The sequence below is a fragment of the Vibrio sp. Isolate34 genome (assembly GCF_022397915.1).
GTDB lineage: Bacteria > Pseudomonadota > Gammaproteobacteria > Enterobacterales > Vibrionaceae > Vibrio.
The window spans coordinates 89,884-106,231 of sequence record NZ_JAKEUO010000008.1 but is presented as its reverse complement, the minus strand read 5'-3'; the positions used below and the strand labels follow the sequence as shown (position 1 = coordinate 106,231).

Sequence of the window (16,348 nt, the reverse complement as noted above, 5' to 3'; positions counted from 1 at the left end):
AAAAAAGATCTCAAAAAAGAATAAAAAGAAGAGGTTATAAAATAAAGGAAAGACAGCCTCTTAGAAAGAGGCTGTTATTGAAATGTTACTTATTATCTGAGTTGCTTAAGCTCCACACGTAAGATGAAACCAGTTGTACTTTGTCTTCGCCTAGAATGTCTTTCCAAGCAGGCATAACGCCAGAACGTCCGTACATAACTGTTTCAGTTACGTCTGCACGAGAATCGCCAAACAACCAATCGCGGTCAGTCAGGTCAGGTGCGCCAACAGCAGGGTTACCCTTACCATCAGTACCGTGACACGCTGCACACACTACAAAGCGAGCTTTACCAGCTTCTGCTTCACGTGCGTTTACGCTACGACCAGAAAGGCTAAGAGTGTAGCTAACTACTTCTTTTACGCCTTCTTCGCCAAGCGCGTCTTTCCAGCCTGGCATTTGGCCAACACGACCATGCATAATTGTTGTAACGATAGCCTCAGGTTCACCGCCATATAGCCATGCGTCATCAGTTAGGTTAGGGAAACCTTTCTGACCACGTGCATCAGAGCCGTGACACTGAGAACAGTTTTGCAAGAATAAACGTTGACCCACTTTGATTGCGTCAGCGTCTGATGCAATGTCAGGGATTGAACGTAAACCGTTTTCGTCGTGGGCTAGCTTTCTGAATGCTTCACCGAAGTAGGTGTCTGCATCATCAAGCTCTTTCGCGTACGCATCTAACTGTTTGTTTGCTTGCGCAGCAGCAATTGCAGAGCGAGACTCTTCAATGCTACGAACTTCTTGGTTTGAACTTGTCCAACCTAGTAGACCTTTAAAGTTGCCAAGGCCTGGGTATAGAGCAAGGTAAACCGCTGCAAAAACAATCGTACTGATGAAAAGGTATGTCCACCATTTTGGTAGTGGGTTGTTAAGCTCACGAATACCATCGTATTCATGGCCCATATCATGACCTTCTTCAACGCCTGTTTTATCTTTAAAACACCAACGAAGTAAGACAGCACAACCAATTAGGGTACCAATCGTAATCGCACTAACCCAGATACTCCAGAATGTACTCATTACTTTGTCACTCCTTCATTTTTAGAACTTGTTGCTGGCTCGTCGTCAGCAAACACTAGGTTCGCGTCTTCGTCGAAACGTGATTTACGGTTTTTGCCGTATGCCCACCAAACGATGCCGATGAAGCAAGCAAAAACAGTCACAGTCCAAACACTTTGAAATGTAATAATGTCCATAATTATTCCTTATTTCATTGCGTGGCCAAGCGATTGAAGGTAAGCGATGATTGCATCCATCTCTGTTTTTCCTTCAACATCTTGTTTAGCGTTAGCAATTTGTTCATCTGTGTAAGGAACACCAAATTGATTACGGAAGAGTTCAAGCTTCTGTTGAGTCAATTTGCCATCAAGTACATTCTCAGCAAGCCATGGAAAACCAGGCATGTTTGATTCAGGAACAAGTTCACGAGGGTCGATAAGGTGAACACGGTGCCACTCATCAGAGTAACGATCACCAACACGCGCTAGATCAGGACCAGTACGCTTAGAGCCCCATAGGAAAGGGTGTTCCCAAACGCTTTCGCCGGCTACAGAGTAGTGGCCGTAACGTTCAGTCTCAGAGCGGAAAGGACGAATCATTTGGCTGTGACATACGTTACAACCTTCACGAATGTAGATATCACGACCTTCCATTTCCAAAGCAGAGTAAACACGTAGGTTTTCTACAGGTTCAGTTGTCTGCTTTTGGAAGATAAGAGGGGTAATTTCTACTAAAGCACCAAAACTGATAGCAATAACGATCAAGATCGCTAGTAGGCCAACGTTCTTCTCTACCAACTCATGGCGATTATTTGAATTTGAGCTCATTCTAAATCTCCTTAAGCCGGTTGAGCGATAGCTTTAAGGCTATCTTTAGGTGCAGAAACAGTTTTGTACGTGTTGTATGCCATTAAGAACATACCAGATAGGAAGATGAAACCACCTAGGAAACGTACAAAGTAGAACGGGTAAGACGCTTCTACAGATTCAACGAAGCTGTAAGTTAATGTACCGTCAGAGTTAACTGCACGCCACATCAGACCTTGCATCACACCAGAGATCCACATTGCAACAATGTAGAAAACCGTACCAATCGTTGCTAACCAGAAGTGAACATTGATTAGAGATACAGAGTACATACGCTCTTGACCAAATAGCTTAGGAACTAAGTGGTAAACCGAACCGATAGAAACCATTGCAACCCAACCTAACGCACCAGAGTGAACGTGACCGATAGTCCAGTCCGTGTAGTGAGATAGTGCGTTAACCGTTTTAATTGCCATCATTGGGCCTTCGAAAGTCGACATGCCGTAGAATGATAGAGAAACGATTAGGAAACGTAGGATAGGGTCGTAGCGAAGCTTATGCCACGCACCAGATAGAGTCATGATACCGTTGATCATGCCACCCCAAGAAGGAGCAAACAGAACCAAAGACATAACCATACCTAGAGACTGAGTCCAGTCTGGAAGTGCAGTGTAGTGTAGGTGGTGAGGACCAGCCCAGATATACAGAGACACAAGCGCCCAGAAGTGAACGATCGACAAACGGTAAGAATAAACAGGGCGACCAGCTTGTTTAGGAACGAAGTAGTACATCATACCTAGGAAACCAGCTGTCAATAAGAAGCCTACCGCATTGTGTCCGTACCACCATTGCACCATTGCATCAATTGCACCGGAGTAAATCGAGTACGACTTAAACGCAGATACAGGAACAGCTAGGCTGTTAACGATGTGCAACACGGCAACCGTGATGATGAAGGCTCCGAAGAACCAGTTCGCTACGTAAATGTGTGATGTCTTACGTTTAATCATGGTTCCGAAGAACACGATTGCATAAGCTACCCACACAAGAGTAATAGCAATATCGATTGGCCATTCTAGTTCTGCATATTCTTTACCAGAGGTTAAACCTAACGGTAGAGTAATTGCAGCCGACAGGATAATCGCTTGCCAACCCCAAAAGGTGAAGGCTACGAGAGGGCCACCAAAGAGACGCGTCTGACAGGTACGTTGCACAACATAATATGATGTTGCAAACAGCGCACTTGTACCGAACGCAAAAATAACCGCATTAGTATGCAGGGGACGTAAACGACTGTACGTCAACCACGGCGTATCAAAGTTTAGCTGTGGCCAAACTAATTGAGCGGCAATCAAAACACCAACGCCCATACCGACAATACCCCACAAAATTGTAACTAGGGTAAACTGACGGACGACCGTATAGTTGTAGTTTTGTTCAAGCTGCTTTTCTTGGCTCATTTGCATGCTTCCAATTTCTTATTTACTACACTTTACTTCCAACACGACTCACGTCGTAATGCCACCCAAATTAGAAAAGGAAATGCAGCCTATTCAGGACTTTATTTCCACTTGCTGATTTTAAAAAAAAGTGGCATTTTCAACGCGACACTATACTTGAATTAACAAATCAATGACAGAGTAGTAACCTTACGCTTGGTCTGGAATTGGATTTTTATTTAAAAACTTTGAACTTTGTAACAAGGAGTAAAGATTATAATGGCGGCACAAAAGCTAACAAAAGGCAGGCTTGTTCAAATTATCGTCATGTTGGTTATTTTAATAGCTGCATTTACTTGGAGAACAGTAACATACGATAATAACGAAACAGTCAACTGTATAGTTTCAAAACCTTGTGAATTTGGTATTGATAATCATAATGTTTTAATTTCAGACGATAAGCTAGGGTATTCGATCGAAACATCTAAAACTGGCAAATTTATCATTAGCTACAATGAAAGCGGAATTTTGGAAGATAAAGGGCCTTCAAATTGGCTGTTACAAACCGATGATAATAGCTCCTCAATAACAGTTACATTTCCACAACAGATAAGCACATTTTCTGTAAACCTCTCTAAAGAGTAATAAGAGCGAAAACTTGGACACACCTCAGCGCTTTTGATAAAAATATCTACCAAATCAGTGAAACACAATGCATTAAAGTGTTATAAAGAAGACATTAATAAAGTTTCCAGAAATCTATGAAATTTCTATCAAAAGTCTCTTATTCCCTAGACGATAAAATCGCAGTAGATGAACTGCTTCAAGGGGTAGAAAACCCTGAGAATATCGCTTGCCTCATTTGTTACTGCACGGAAGAGTACTCCACGCTCGCTGTGCAGAGATATTTCGTAGATGCTCTCCCAAACACTCCCGTCCATGGCTGTACCACTTGTCACGGTATTATGACCGAAACTGGGTTCCATTCTGGCCCGGTTATTGGCGTCCTTATCATTTACGATTCAGGCATCAACGCCTATGGGACGGGTATCGAACACTTTGGCAACTCTATAGAACAAAGCACCTTCAACGCGATAGATAGAGCACTTAAAAACGCCAATCGTGAAGGCGAAATACCCGATCTTATCTTGCTGCATTCCACACCAGGCAACGAAGAGAAGGTGATGGCAGCCATCGATAATAAGTTCGGTACCGAGGTACCCATTATCGGAGGCAGCGCGGCGGACAATCAGGTTTCTGGAAATTGGAGCATCTTTACCGAAGAGTCACTTTCTATCAATGGTGTATCTTTAACCGTCGTATTTGCATCCCAATCTATCTATTCCTCATTCAGTGCTGGTCACACACCTACACGTTACTCAGGTACCGTGACCAAAGTACGAAACAGAATATTATTAGAAATAGACCATAGGCCTGCAGTCACTGTTTATAACGAATGGACAAACTTCCATTTAGGTGGCAGCGATGATGGCTATATCTTTGAAAAGTCGTCTGTTTATCCATTGGGCAGAAAGGTCGGTTCGTCTTATGACTACCCATATTTCAAACTATCTCACTCGATTAGAGAAACAGAGTGCAATGGGATCGAGCTTTTCACCGACATCAGTGAAGGCGACACCATCTACTTAATGCAGGGCTCTAAGCAACAGTTAATAAGCCGTGCCGCTAATATCATTCATTCTTCTTATTACAACGATATGGATCTCGAAGAGAAACTCGGAGCAATCAACATCTTTTGCGCAGGCCCAATGCTTAATCTAAAGCAAGACATGGACGAAGTTTGTGATGAAATAAATCAAGTACTTAATGGGCTTCCGTACATATGTCCGTTCACTTTTGGTGAACAAGGTAGGCTTTCTGGTGGTGAGAATGCACACGGAAACTTAATGGTGTCGTCAGCAACGTTTTATAGGTTAAAGAAGTAATGGGATCGGAAGGTCAAGAAGCGCTGCAAGAAGCACGTATTGAACTGCAAAAACTGAAAGCCCGAGAGCGAAAACTGGCCGAAGAGAATAGAGTGATCTTATCAACCATCTCTGCGATAAGTAAGGCGAGTAACATCTCCGAGATCTTTTCTAGCCTTGAGTTTGTGCTCAAAAAATACATTAAGTTTGATGACTTTATCGTGGTATCAAGGGTAGGGAATGAAGGCAGTTTCAAGACCCTGTTAACCAATAACAAAGTCTTCGAACAGATGATCTGGACGGATCGCGGTAAGTTATCTCGAGTCATCAATGGAGAATGCGCCATCCTTTTTGAACCCAAATCACTGGGTGAATTCAACTCTTTGCATCCCATTGTTCTCGACCAGATTAACTCCGTTCTGATTACCGGAATTGATAGCGGACTCACACAGTCTGTGATCATCTTTATCCACTCCAACACCAAACATTTCAGCATTGAAACCAAAGCAACTCTAAATCGTTTTAGACCTCTGATTGAACGTGCCGTTTTCGATATTGAAAACAAAGAAAAGCTTGAAGCGACCGTTCGAGAACGCACCGCAGAGCTCGTCACAGCAAGGAAAGATGCAGAAAGAGCCAATAAGGCCAAGTCAGAATTCCTGGCCATGATGAGTCACGAGTTAAGAACGCCATTGAACGCCATCATTGGGCTAATCGACACCTTAAAATCGACTCAGCTAACGCCAGAACAACAGTCTATACTGCTAAATATGAGTACATCGTCTGAGCTTTTGCTAGCGATCATCAGTGATGTATTGGACTTTTCCAAAATAGAATCCGGGTGCTTCTCATTAGCGCCACAATGGAGCAATGTAAGAGACACTGTAATTTTTGTTTTGTCTGAACAAAAGAAGGCGGCAGACGATAAAGGTCTAACGCTCACGATTTCTAGTGATATCCCTGAGGGTGAACTTCACTATATAGACCCGAGCCGTTTAGCACAGATCTTGTTTAACCTAATAGGCAATGCCATCAAATTTACGGAACATGGGCACGTTCATGTATCCATAAAATACCAACAGAGCTCATTCTACATAGCAGTCGAAGACACCGGTATTGGAATTAGTTCGCAACAGCTATCGTCATTGTTCAGCCCGTTTGTGCAAGCAGATAGTACAATCACACGAAGGTTTGGTGGCACAGGCTTAGGTTTGGCAATAACCAAGAGATTGGTCGAATTGATGCGTGGACATATATCAGTGGAAAGTGAGCTTGGGAAAGGTTCTAAGTTCGAAGTCCAATTGCCAGTGCTCACCAGAGTGGCTAACAATTGCAATCAACTGGAAGATGATGTCTGTTCAAGAGAACTAAGAAGCCGATATTCAGTGCTGGTTGTTGAAGACAATCCAACAAACCAAATGGTGATTAAGCTCATTCTAACAAGACAGGGTCATGAAGTTTTTATCGCAAGTAATGGCGAAGAAGCGATAGGATTTGTCGAAGACAACAACGACTCGATAGACATTATCCTGATGGACGTTTCAATGCCGGTAATGGACGGTTTAACCACAACCAAATACATGAGAGAAGCAAACATACAAACACCAATCGTCGCGCTAACGGCACACACATCGGTTGAAGATAAATGTTCATGTTTAGATGTCGGTATGAATGATTTCGTGACCAAACCGGTAAGAACAAAAGAAATAACAGAAGCTATAGATAGATTAATGCTTGAGATCTAATAAACGTATTCTTAATCGAAGATTAGGAAATATGTTTATTAGGTATTTTATGGTAAATAACCATTATGGTTAAATACACAGTACCAGTTGGCTAGAAACGAAGGAACGAAGGCAGGGCATCGTATATCGAACTCTGCCTTATGATTACCAAACCGCATTTAACATAATATACATAATACGCAGTTGGCTAGTGCTTTATTTGGGGTGGCTGCCATCAACGCTAATCCTGCGCAAGTCATTGAAATCGCTTTTAATCCTAGCCCGTTGTACTTTTTTGCAATGTGTTCCCACATCTGCTTAATCTCTGGATTTTCGTTACGGTCAGCGTGACAACCTAGCAATGCTAACTCTGGATCTATACCTGAGTTCTCAGCTAAAAAAACCGCTTCTGAATCAGTTAGTTGGCGAACACCTTTTCTAATTTTACTTATCTTCGGCGGATCAAGGTTCAAGTCGTGTGCAACTTGCTTGTCTTGTACGTAGTTTTTCGCCTTTTTATAGGCATTAATTAATTCTGATGAGTACATTGGGCACCTCCATTTTGTTCATTGTAGCTGCAAAGTTGCCATAAATCGCATCTTGTAATTGCCATTCGTCGCAACTAGGATTGCCACATATCGCAACTCAACCTGCTTGGTTGATTAACTATGGTGGCTTTTATGTTGATTGGTAGCGTCAAAACTTTAATAGAAAATGAGTTTAAAGTTAGTCCACGTCTAACTGGTGTCTTCTTTCGTAAGAACTTCGGTGAATCAATGTATGGTACTGATGGCGAGTTAACGGATTTTGCTTTTACCTGTATCAGCTACTTCAACGAACTGAAGCTCTCTAAGTCCAAACATGACTTTGCTCTTCGTCAGCGCGTACGTCAGGTTGAGTTTGAAAAGAATCAAGCATCGATTAAACAAGCAAATCGCCAAGTTTCTAAATCTAAGAGTATTTTGACGGCCAAGCACATTGGTTCTTTTAGGTACGCTCTCGTTGATGGCATCTTGTCGATTACATCAAGCTCTCGCACTCAGCCGAACTTAGCTAAGTCTATCCGCGCTTATTTGCGCCAATTCAATATCTTCCGTTTAGGCCAACGTCTTGATAATGGCGTACAGTTTTCTGGTGACGCCGTCACGGAAATCCTTTCTATGTTGAAAGACAAGCATTGCACTTACGAACAGTTTGAATTTGTCCGCTCTTTGATAACAGGCCTTTGCTACCAATTCAAAGAAACCGGCACGGTAAAAAGTATGGATCAGTCTCCTACTTCCAATTTATTGGCTTTGGAGTGCTAGTAATGGATTCAATCTACTTCGATAACGAACCCAATCACGGCATCAACGCCTACTTTCCTTGGGGCCACAACTTCTTTAAAACTCCGCGTGATTTCTTCCAGTTCATGGAAGCTCACTACGGAATGGCCTCATTTCAGGTTGTTGAAATCACTGACGAGAACTACCAAGAGCTTTTGGTTAAGGGCGTGTTCCATGCCATCTAAAAAACCACATAAGTTCCATGATGAAATTCGTCCGGTTCAAGTGGATCACCTAGCGTTCTCTTTTTCGTACGGTTCGCTTAGGCATTTGGATAGCTCTAACGAACAAGACTTTATCAACTTGCAGTTTCCTGAGTTTAAGAAGCAAACCGTTAAAGGCCGTCTTAACTCACCAGAAGCTATAGAAAAATCAATTGAGCTACACCGTAACAAGTGTCGTAAGGTTTTAGCTGATAGGTTTGATGAGTTCATGGCGAAAGTCTTTAACTTCCGTTTGTCTCCTATGCGTGGCCGTGGATTGCATGGTTATGAAGACTCGATGGTGATTTACGACTCTACCGGAACTGTTGAGTGTGGCTTGGTCGGTGTTGGCGGCAACAATGACACGGTCTACGTGCAAATCAATGGTACTGGTTGTGCGAAGTTATTCGACTTCACCTCACATAAAAAGCTGCATTGGTGGTTGTCTCTCTTAGGTATCACTCGCCTAGCCCGCTTAGACCTCTGCGTGGATGACTACACCGGAATTTTTGACTGCAAGTATGCTGAGAAATGTTTTTATGAGGGAGCATTCCGCACTGCTTCTCGTGGCCGTGGCCCGACAATGGTTCCTCATAAGCGCGTTTCACAATCGGGTGAAGTGTCAGAAGAAGCGGTTCTTGTTGGCTCTCGTACGTCTTCAGTTTACTGGCGTATCTACAACAAGAAGTTTGAACAAAACATCGCTGACCCTGAAGTGATTTGGTACCGCAACGAAGTGGAATTGAAGAAGTGCGATTTGGCACTACTCGCCTCGCCTGCTTCGGCCTTTGCTGGTCTATGTGACTTCTCGGCCAGTATCGACCCTGCTGAACCAATGAAGCTTGAACTTAACAAGAAAAAAGCAGGACTAGAGTTCTTCGCTCGTATTGCTTGGGTTCGTCGCCAATGTGGCAAAGCGCTATCTGAAATTGTGGCTATGACTGAGGGTGACTTGGGTGAAGCATTCGGAATGCTCATTCCTGCGCATCATAGACGCGCCAACTTTGAAACCTCGTTAGGCATTCCTGACGAATACACTAAACAGAAAATCGAAATTTTGGAGTCAAGAATATGCCTACAATAACTGGTATCTCTATCAAGCGTTTCCCTAAATCTAATATGGAGTTCGCTGAGCTGTCTGTCCTACGTGCTGTTGAAGAAGTCGACAACGAGAAGTTTCAACAAACGGGCATCGGCTTTTCAACAGACATCCCATACAACAAACAAGCTCTGAAAATTGATGTTGAATACGCACGTCAACTTATCCAAACGCGCGCTTTTGTTGCTAACCGTGAATACGAACTGAGCTTTGGCGCCAACCCAAATGATCCACTCGATATCTTGGTAAACAAGCTCGTTCCTGTCGATGACGAAGTAAAAAAACACTTCGATTCATTCATGCGTAAGGCATAACCCATGAACTGCATTACGACAACTCAAGACGGTTATCTCAAGGCATCTAAGGCCTTAGATTGTCAGTTCGTGATGCTGAGTAAAGATGAATATGCGGCTTACATTTCATCTACTCAATCGTTAGATATCAACGCTCAATTGTATTCAACGGTATCCGGTTGGATCTTATTTTCTTTCGTTTCGGGTCATGTGCTCGGACGAATTTTAAAAAGTCTTGGCAAAGGCTAAGACACAACTCTAAGTAATACACTCTTAAAAGGAACATTTTATGAAAACACGTCTATTGGCTTTAACTTCAGCTCTAGTAGTATCTGCGTCTTCTTTCGCGGATGATTCAGCAGTAACAACGGCTATCAACGGTGCGGTCAGCTCTGGTCAATCTAACTACGGTCTTGTGGTCGTTGGTCTTATCGGCCTTGGCGCGCTTGGCTTTGGTCTTCGCGCAATCATGGGTGCAATGCGTGGCTAATGGGTGAATTAGCCTCTCAAGTCGTAACCATTCTGTTGGGAGTGGTTATGGCTATGTCATTCGTATATGGCGTATATACGGGTATCAATGCCTCCTGATTTGGAGGCTTTTTTATATCTAGGGTTTGATTATGAGAATAATACGAAACGCACTCTTGATAATGTTCATGACTCTAAGCGGTTACGCACAGGCGATTGACTGCCCTTTAGGTGAAGTCGATAAATCCGGTGTTTGTACTTCGGTGTGCGAGGTTTTGAAGTCCCAATCTCGAACCTATACCTATGATGCTTACATATGGGGCGAAAGCCCAACCTCTGCGTGTATTGGCCAATATGGTTCAGCCTGTGTGCTTAACTCAGGCTCAATCTCAGTGAGCGTTGACCCGACCAAACGCATGTGGAGCAACTCATTCACGTTCACAGGTCAAAAGTGCTCTCGCGGTGATAGCTTTTCTGGTGACTCTGCGAAACCTTTCCCTTGGGAGGGTGACGCTAACATGAATGGTATCTTAGACAGCGAGGAAGATTGGGACGGTGACGGTATACCAAACCACTCCGATGCGAATCCTGATACCAATGACAACGTGGTTGCTGACACAGATGAAGATGGTATTCCCGATCGAATTCAATCCGACTATGACAAGCTGATTGAACTGAAAGAAATCAAGAACTACAACTGTGTTGGTGGTTTGGATTGTATGAACACTAGAGCGTGGTCGAATTCAGTAAGAGAACTAGCCGGAAACCAAAATGACCTTATTGGAGTCATCGATAAATTGGTACGAACAGGCATCAATCGTAATCAGTTTAATGAAGCGTTAAATTATTATAATGGAGGGCTGAATAAGACTATCGTCAATGGCATTGTTGCGATTCGACAAGATATCATGTTCAACAACCAGCTAGTCGTTAAGAACCACGCTGAAATCACCGGATTAGGCACGGTGCTTCGAAACGAAACTTCTAAAATGAAACGTAACCTTGACGAGTTCGTTACTGACTTGAGTCCTAAGTTCACCAACTTAGAAACTATGATGAACGATAATGCTTACAACGTTTGGCAGGTTAAGAACAACACCTCTGAAAACCTCACCCTTTCTAATCGAATATTCGAAAGAATAAGCAACTTAGACAATTCAGAAGCCATTTTGAGTGCGACCAATCAACAACAATTACGCAATGCTGCTAAAGCTCATACCAATCAGAAAATACTCAAACGTATGGAAAAATCTCAAAAAGAGATGACAACTAATGTATCTGGCCTGTCTGAGCAAGTTACTGCTGTCGATGGAAAACTCGACTCTCTCGACAATCAACTCAGCGCTTTGTCTTCTCAGATTGATGGTATCGATGGCGGTGGGGATTATGGTGACACTATCAACGCTATTGGAGCTGACATTAATGACTTAAAGAACGGCCTGCTTTCAGGTAATACGTTCAACGTCCCTACTTCTGATTTTAATGGCTCGGGCTTTCTCATCAGTGAAAAAGCAACCAAACAAGTTACCGATGATATTGATTCACTGAGAACCGAATTGTCCACTCAAATGGACTTATTCAAGAATATCTTGTCGTTTGATACCGAATCGTTCAACGACGGTCAATACCAAGAGCACGTTCTTGACCTTAACATCGACGGCCAATCACACAGTTTCAAGACGGGCGTTCTTTCTGCATTACTTGATAACGCGGAAATCATCAAAGCGGTCATTTTGTTTATGTTCGTATTGATGGGTATTCGCATGTTAGGAGGTGAATAATGGAAACTATCTACGCATTTTTCAATTGGATCTCTTTGCAGTTCCAATTCATCTATGACTTCTTTCAGTCTATCCCTCAAATGACAATGGACTTGTTCAGCTACATTCAGCTATTCGTACTCAAGTTAAAACTCAAAGCAGAATTGGAGTTTATCAAGCTCTCTTATAACTCGGCCAAGATACTGCTAGAAGAACTTGGCTTTAATGACATCTTAGCGGCCACCTTTAATGCTATGCCTGATGAGATTCGGTTTTACGCGTTTAAGTTTGGCATCCCTCAAGGTCTTTCTATTCTCGCCAACTTCTTTACTACGGCGTTTGTAATGAGGATGACACGCTAATGGCCATAACAATTCGAACCGGAGCAAATGRCTCTTACAAGTCGGCATATACTGCTTACTTCTCAATCTATCAAGCCTTGAAAGCAGGCAAAGTGGTTGTAACTAACATGGAGGGCATGCAGCCTTTAAAGGTGATTGAAGAACGTTTTGATATCAAGTTCCCCTCCACTTCTAAGCTAATTCGAGTGTCATCACGCGATAATGCAGGCGTTCATTTATGGACGCACTTTTTCTGTTGGTGTCCCATTGGAGCCTTGATTGTGATTGATGAGTGCCAGGATATCTTTTCTAAGAACATCGGCTTTGACATGCGAAAAGTGAGCTACCAACCTGTCGAGGATTTTATCTCTAAGGATGGCGGCAACGATGGCCTACTGCCTGAGTCTTATCTCAGCTTTTTCTATTCTCGTTATACACCTGCTGACATGGATGCATTACAAGAGTCGGAAATCGATGACCGTGGAATCGCTGAATATGATGATCAAGGAAGGATCATCTATCCGCACACCTTCAACGAAGGCTTCATGCGTCACCGCAAATATAACTGGGATATCGAGCTGTTGTCACCAGACTGGAAACAAATCGATTCAGGAATCAAGGCATGTGGCGAGCAGAATTTCTTCCACAAAGGCCGCGACCAATTCTTTTGGCGTAAACGCGACCCTTTAATTTGGAAGCATGACAAATCAGTGTCTACGCCAGTCATACCAAAAACGAAAGACATCAACATCACCAACAAAAAAATCCCTCTGGATTCATTTCTACTCTACAAGTCCACGGGAACCGGCATTGCCAAACAAGCCGGAGCGATGAACACCGTCTTTCGTAGCCCAAAGGCCATTGGTATTTTTCTTTTAGCAATTTTCTGTATGGGGTATGTAGCTTATGAGGTATCCAATCGCGTTATTAGTTCTGATGAGGAAATGGAGGAAGCGCAAACGGTACAACTTGAAAGTGCCGTACTTGGGGAAGATTCGAACTCGTCTGAGTCGAGTGTTCAAAGTGCTAGTGGTGTACGTTCTTCTGGGGGTAATCATCAAAGCAATCTCAATGGTATTTCTGAGGTTGTTCCTATAGCTAGCATCTTACCTTTTGACGGTATCAAGAAAGCGTTCGTTACCGGAATTAACTTTGCTCATAAGAATGGAGCTTCGCGCATTGATTTGAGCCTAGAGGTTTTGGCCGACGATGGCGTGTACTCTTTGAATGAACGATTCTTAAAAACGTATGACGTGAACTATGAAGTGATAGATGCGTGCTTGTTGAGGTTGAAGCGCGGCCAGCTGTCTAAGCTGATTACGTGCAAGCCACATACAACCGCAACGGTAGAAGCTGAAATAAGTCGAGCAAACGTCCAACTATTCTAATCTCTAAGGCTTTCATTGTGAGCGCGCGAACAATACAGAACGCGCTCGCGCAGCGAGTAAGAGACCATCCCACAAACGTTCATCAAATCAACTTGTGGCTTGATAGTGTCAAGCCACACGAACCCCTTCCATCCTGCCAAGCGATCTTTGCTTTTTTTGGTTCGTATTCCCTCATACATATCTATTTAGGTTATAGCTTTGCTGAGGACGTTTCCGAACGAGTAAGGAGCGACAAGCGAGACTGAGCGCGGAGTGACGGCGAAGCGAGGAACGCAACCCCCGTGTTGTATCACGGGGGTAAATTCGTAATAGCTAAAAGACATCCCATAACATTGCTTTTATTTTTGAAGTAATTGGAATGGTTTAAAGGGCTTAGCTCTTTAGCTTCAGCTCATCGTATAGAATTGGAACTCTCAGGTTTGTTTTAAGCTCATTTTGCTATAGTTTACAAATAATTTATGGCAAAATGTTTTTAACATTATCGCTCTACACTATATGTGGTGAAAGCAATAACATTTAGGAACTACCGTGTTTATATCTAGTGCTGAAATTTTAAACTTATGGGGCAAAGAAAAGATAACGATCCCTTTCTATGAGGACGTTACGCTGCTCACAGGCTCTAACGGCTCTGGGAAAAGTTCTTTGCTAAACATTCTCTTTGACAGCCTAAATAGCGCAACAAAAAATAGAAAACCATCTACCTCAAAAAATAGATTTTGGTCATCTAAAATATCTTTTTCAAACAATGTCGATATGACAACACTACTCATCCCAGCATCGGTTGACGATAAAGAGTTTGATAATACAACAATGGAACGCTTGGAGTCAGTGGAGAACACCCACGACTACGAATTTTTGTGTACGCTGCAAGATCACTTCACGCTACACAGTAACGGCTTTTCAACAAATTATGTAAGCTACACCAATAATGAAAAGGGTGAACGTTGGCTGAAGACAGTCGATATCCCTGAAGAAGTAAATGAAGATGGTCTACATGACACTCTGACTAAAGCTCCTCTTGCTTTTCTATTCCAAGAAGACCGCCAAAGCATGCATAATTTAGATAATGCTAGTGTGGAGTTCGTTGGCAATTATTGGAAACTGTATAAAAGCTCGATCGACGAGAGGTTCTCATACTGCCGAGATTTCATGCAGGTTCTCGAGTCGCACTTAGATAAACTAGTAGCGAAAGAACTTAGAAGCTCGGGTAATAATCTTGCCAATCTTCTTCTTTCTGAAGAATATAATTACGCGTCAAAACGCTCTCAAGAAATAGAATCTATTGTAGAAATATTAAATTCATACTTTGAAGATAGTGAAAAGTATCTAGTTAGAGATGAACAAAATAAATACACTTTAGCTGATGCAAACTCTGGAGATCCTATTCATTGGAGTTTATTATCACGCGGTGAAAAAACTATAATCTACTTACTTTTCTCCACCTATTACTACAGAGATCGTGTAAAAGTATTTCTATTAGACGAGCCTGAGATTTCATTGCATGTAAGATGGCAAAAACGTTTGATTAAAGACCTGCGTGACATAGCTCCCGATAGTCAGTTAATTATTGCTACACACTCACCTTCACTTGTTAAAGACGGTTGGAGAAGTAGATGTATTGAGGTTGGTATAAAATGAATATCAACGTAGGTGGCTCTGATTTTGATGAGGATGACGACCTAGAAGAAGCATATAGTGTATTTGGAGAAACCCCTGTCATTAATATTTATGTCGAGGGTTTTGACGATAAAAGGTTTTGGGGCAAAGTATTTTTAGAAAATGGTATAACCAAGTTTAACATCGACGCTGTTGGTGTCGAAGCTAAAGCGAATGGTAAAGGTACTATCCTTAGCTTATTGAACGAAAAAAAAATCAAACTTGGTAAATACTATTTAGTATGCGTAGATTCAGATTATGACAATTATTACGAACTAAATCAGGATGTATTAAATAGTGAGTTTTGCTTTCAAACTTATGCATATTCTATTGAGAACTTATACTATCATCCTAAGGGGCTTCTAGACCTTTGCTGTAATATTGCCGGTAACTATGCGACAGAAGACATTCCGTGTTTTGAAGCCTTAATTAGTGAATGGAGTAATCAATACTATCCAAGTTTTGTTAAGTTACTTGAATCCGGTTCAAGAGAGGCCGTTAAGAAGCTGATACTTAATGCGAAACATACAGGTGTTGCCCAAGCTCCAGAAGTAGACATCTCGTGTGTTGATTGCAATAAGTTTAATCAAATCGGTATAACCCCAGATAACTTATTTCTATTCTACCGTGGGCACAATTTCGAAGCTCAAATGAAGCGACTAGCTAACAGAGTTATAATTTCGTTAAATAAACCAGTCATAGATAAGATATCTGACTCTCAACCAGCGGACAAAAAGAAGATTCTGATAGAAGAATGTCGTAGAAACGTATTAAACTTAGAAACTGCTGTCGCACTGCGAAACATCCCAGACGTGATCTGCTTTCCAAAGATAGTTTCAGATATCGAAACATACAAATTAAAATACGCATAGAACGAATAAA

19 protein-coding genes are annotated in these 16,348 nt (G+C 42.3%); 14 read left to right on the top strand and 5 right to left on the bottom strand.

Features of this window, described 5'->3' with window-relative positions:
• Positions 1 to 85: 85 nt before the first annotated feature.
• Genes ccoP through ccoN form a run of 4 tightly spaced genes read right to left on the bottom strand, consistent with a single transcriptional unit; the run spans position 86 to position 3,305 of the window.
• The gene (gene ccoP / locus L1D22_RS10895; RefSeq protein ID WP_008221952.1) at positions 86 to 1,060 is read right to left on the bottom strand and encodes a cytochrome-c oxidase, cbb3-type subunit III; all 975 of its coding nucleotides are present in this window, start codon (positions 1,058 to 1,060) and stop codon (positions 86 to 88) included.
• Positions 1,060 to 1,236, bottom strand: a complete 177-nt coding sequence (locus L1D22_RS10890; protein ID WP_004742291.1) for a CcoQ/FixQ family Cbb3-type cytochrome c oxidase assembly chaperone — start codon at positions 1,234 to 1,236, stop codon at positions 1,060 to 1,062. The genes ccoP and L1D22_RS10890 overlap by 1 nt, the downstream gene beginning before the upstream one ends.
• Positions 1,237 to 1,245: 9 nt before the next feature.
• Positions 1,246 to 1,866, bottom strand: a complete 621-nt coding sequence (gene ccoO, locus L1D22_RS10885) for a cytochrome-c oxidase, cbb3-type subunit II (protein WP_004742292.1) — start codon at positions 1,864 to 1,866, stop codon at positions 1,246 to 1,248.
• A gap of 11 nt (positions 1,867 to 1,877) precedes the next feature.
• Positions 1,878 to 3,305 (bottom strand): cytochrome-c oxidase, cbb3-type subunit I, encoded by a 1,428-nt coding sequence (ccoN, locus tag L1D22_RS10880; protein WP_165903505.1) that lies wholly within the window; start codon positions 3,303 to 3,305, stop codon positions 1,878 to 1,880.
• Positions 3,306 to 3,563: 258 nt separating this feature from the next.
• Here ccoN and L1D22_RS10875 point away from each other — a divergent pair, with 258 nt between their 5' ends.
• The 3 genes from L1D22_RS10875 (at position 3,564) to L1D22_RS10865 (ending at position 6,954) form a co-directional block, all read left to right on the top strand.
• Complete coding sequence (locus L1D22_RS10875) at positions 3,564 to 3,929, top strand: hypothetical protein (RefSeq protein WP_239829778.1); 366 nt, start codon at positions 3,564 to 3,566, stop codon at positions 3,927 to 3,929.
• A 116-nt stretch (positions 3,930 to 4,045) separates the two neighbouring features.
• Positions 4,046 to 5,230 (top strand): FIST N-terminal domain-containing protein, encoded by a 1,185-nt coding sequence (locus L1D22_RS10870; protein ID WP_239829777.1) that lies wholly within the window; start codon positions 4,046 to 4,048, stop codon positions 5,228 to 5,230.
• Entirely contained in the window at positions 5,230 to 6,954 is a 1,725-nt protein-coding gene (locus L1D22_RS10865) for an ATP-binding protein (protein ID WP_239829776.1), read from the top strand. The genes L1D22_RS10870 and L1D22_RS10865 overlap by 1 nt, the downstream gene beginning before the upstream one ends.
• Positions 6,955 to 7,112: 158 nt before the next feature.
• Here the strand turns inward: L1D22_RS10865 and L1D22_RS10860 are convergent, their stop codons facing one another.
• Complete coding sequence (locus tag L1D22_RS10860) at positions 7,113 to 7,481, bottom strand: DUF3693 domain-containing protein (protein ID WP_239829775.1); 369 nt, start codon at positions 7,479 to 7,481, stop codon at positions 7,113 to 7,115.
• 132 nt (positions 7,482 to 7,613) lie between these two features.
• Between L1D22_RS10860 and L1D22_RS10855 the strand changes: the two genes are divergently transcribed.
• From L1D22_RS10855 to L1D22_RS10805, 11 genes are all read left to right on the top strand, one after another.
• The gene (locus L1D22_RS10855; RefSeq protein WP_239829774.1) at positions 7,614 to 8,240 is read left to right on the top strand and encodes a hypothetical protein; all 627 of its coding nucleotides are present in this window, start codon (positions 7,614 to 7,616) and stop codon (positions 8,238 to 8,240) included.
• Between the two features lie 2 nt (positions 8,241 to 8,242).
• Entirely contained in the window at positions 8,243 to 8,443 is a 201-nt protein-coding gene (locus tag L1D22_RS10850; protein WP_239829773.1) for a hypothetical protein, read from the top strand.
• Positions 8,433 to 9,545, top strand: a complete 1,113-nt coding sequence (locus tag L1D22_RS10845) for a replication initiation factor domain-containing protein (RefSeq protein WP_239829772.1) — start codon at positions 8,433 to 8,435, stop codon at positions 9,543 to 9,545. The genes L1D22_RS10850 and L1D22_RS10845 overlap by 11 nt, the downstream gene beginning before the upstream one ends.
• Positions 9,533 to 9,874 (top strand): DUF1293 family protein, encoded by a 342-nt coding sequence (locus L1D22_RS10840; RefSeq protein ID WP_239829771.1) that lies wholly within the window; start codon positions 9,533 to 9,535, stop codon positions 9,872 to 9,874. The genes L1D22_RS10845 and L1D22_RS10840 overlap by 13 nt, the downstream gene beginning before the upstream one ends.
• A 3-nt stretch (positions 9,875 to 9,877) precedes the next feature.
• Complete coding sequence (locus L1D22_RS10835; protein WP_017067261.1) at positions 9,878 to 10,102, top strand: hypothetical protein; 225 nt, start codon at positions 9,878 to 9,880, stop codon at positions 10,100 to 10,102.
• Positions 10,103 to 10,142: 40 nt separating this feature from the next.
• Positions 10,143 to 10,343 (top strand): hypothetical protein, encoded by a 201-nt coding sequence (locus tag L1D22_RS10830; protein WP_239829770.1) that lies wholly within the window; start codon positions 10,143 to 10,145, stop codon positions 10,341 to 10,343.
• A 166-nt stretch (positions 10,344 to 10,509) separates the two neighbouring features.
• Positions 10,510 to 12,102: a hypothetical protein gene (locus tag L1D22_RS10825; RefSeq protein ID WP_239829769.1), complete on the top strand. Its 1,593-nt coding sequence runs from the start codon at positions 10,510 to 10,512 to the stop codon at positions 12,100 to 12,102.
• The gene (locus L1D22_RS10820; RefSeq protein ID WP_017067264.1) at positions 12,102 to 12,443 is read left to right on the top strand and encodes a DUF2523 family protein; all 342 of its coding nucleotides are present in this window, start codon (positions 12,102 to 12,104) and stop codon (positions 12,441 to 12,443) included. Before L1D22_RS10825 ends, L1D22_RS10820 begins: the two co-directional genes overlap by 1 nt.
• Positions 12,443 to 13,810 (top strand): zonular occludens toxin domain-containing protein, encoded by a 1,368-nt coding sequence (locus L1D22_RS10815; protein ID WP_239829768.1) that lies wholly within the window; start codon positions 12,443 to 12,445, stop codon positions 13,808 to 13,810. The genes L1D22_RS10820 and L1D22_RS10815 overlap by 1 nt, the downstream gene beginning before the upstream one ends.
• Before the next feature lie 528 nt (positions 13,811 to 14,338).
• Entirely contained in the window at positions 14,339 to 15,448 is a 1,110-nt protein-coding gene (locus tag L1D22_RS10810) for an ATP-binding protein (RefSeq protein ID WP_239829767.1), read from the top strand.
• Positions 15,445 to 16,338, top strand: a complete 894-nt coding sequence (locus L1D22_RS10805) for a DUF4435 domain-containing protein (RefSeq protein ID WP_239829766.1) — start codon at positions 15,445 to 15,447, stop codon at positions 16,336 to 16,338. Before L1D22_RS10810 ends, L1D22_RS10805 begins: the two co-directional genes overlap by 4 nt.
• Positions 16,339 to 16,348 lie beyond the last annotated feature (10 nt).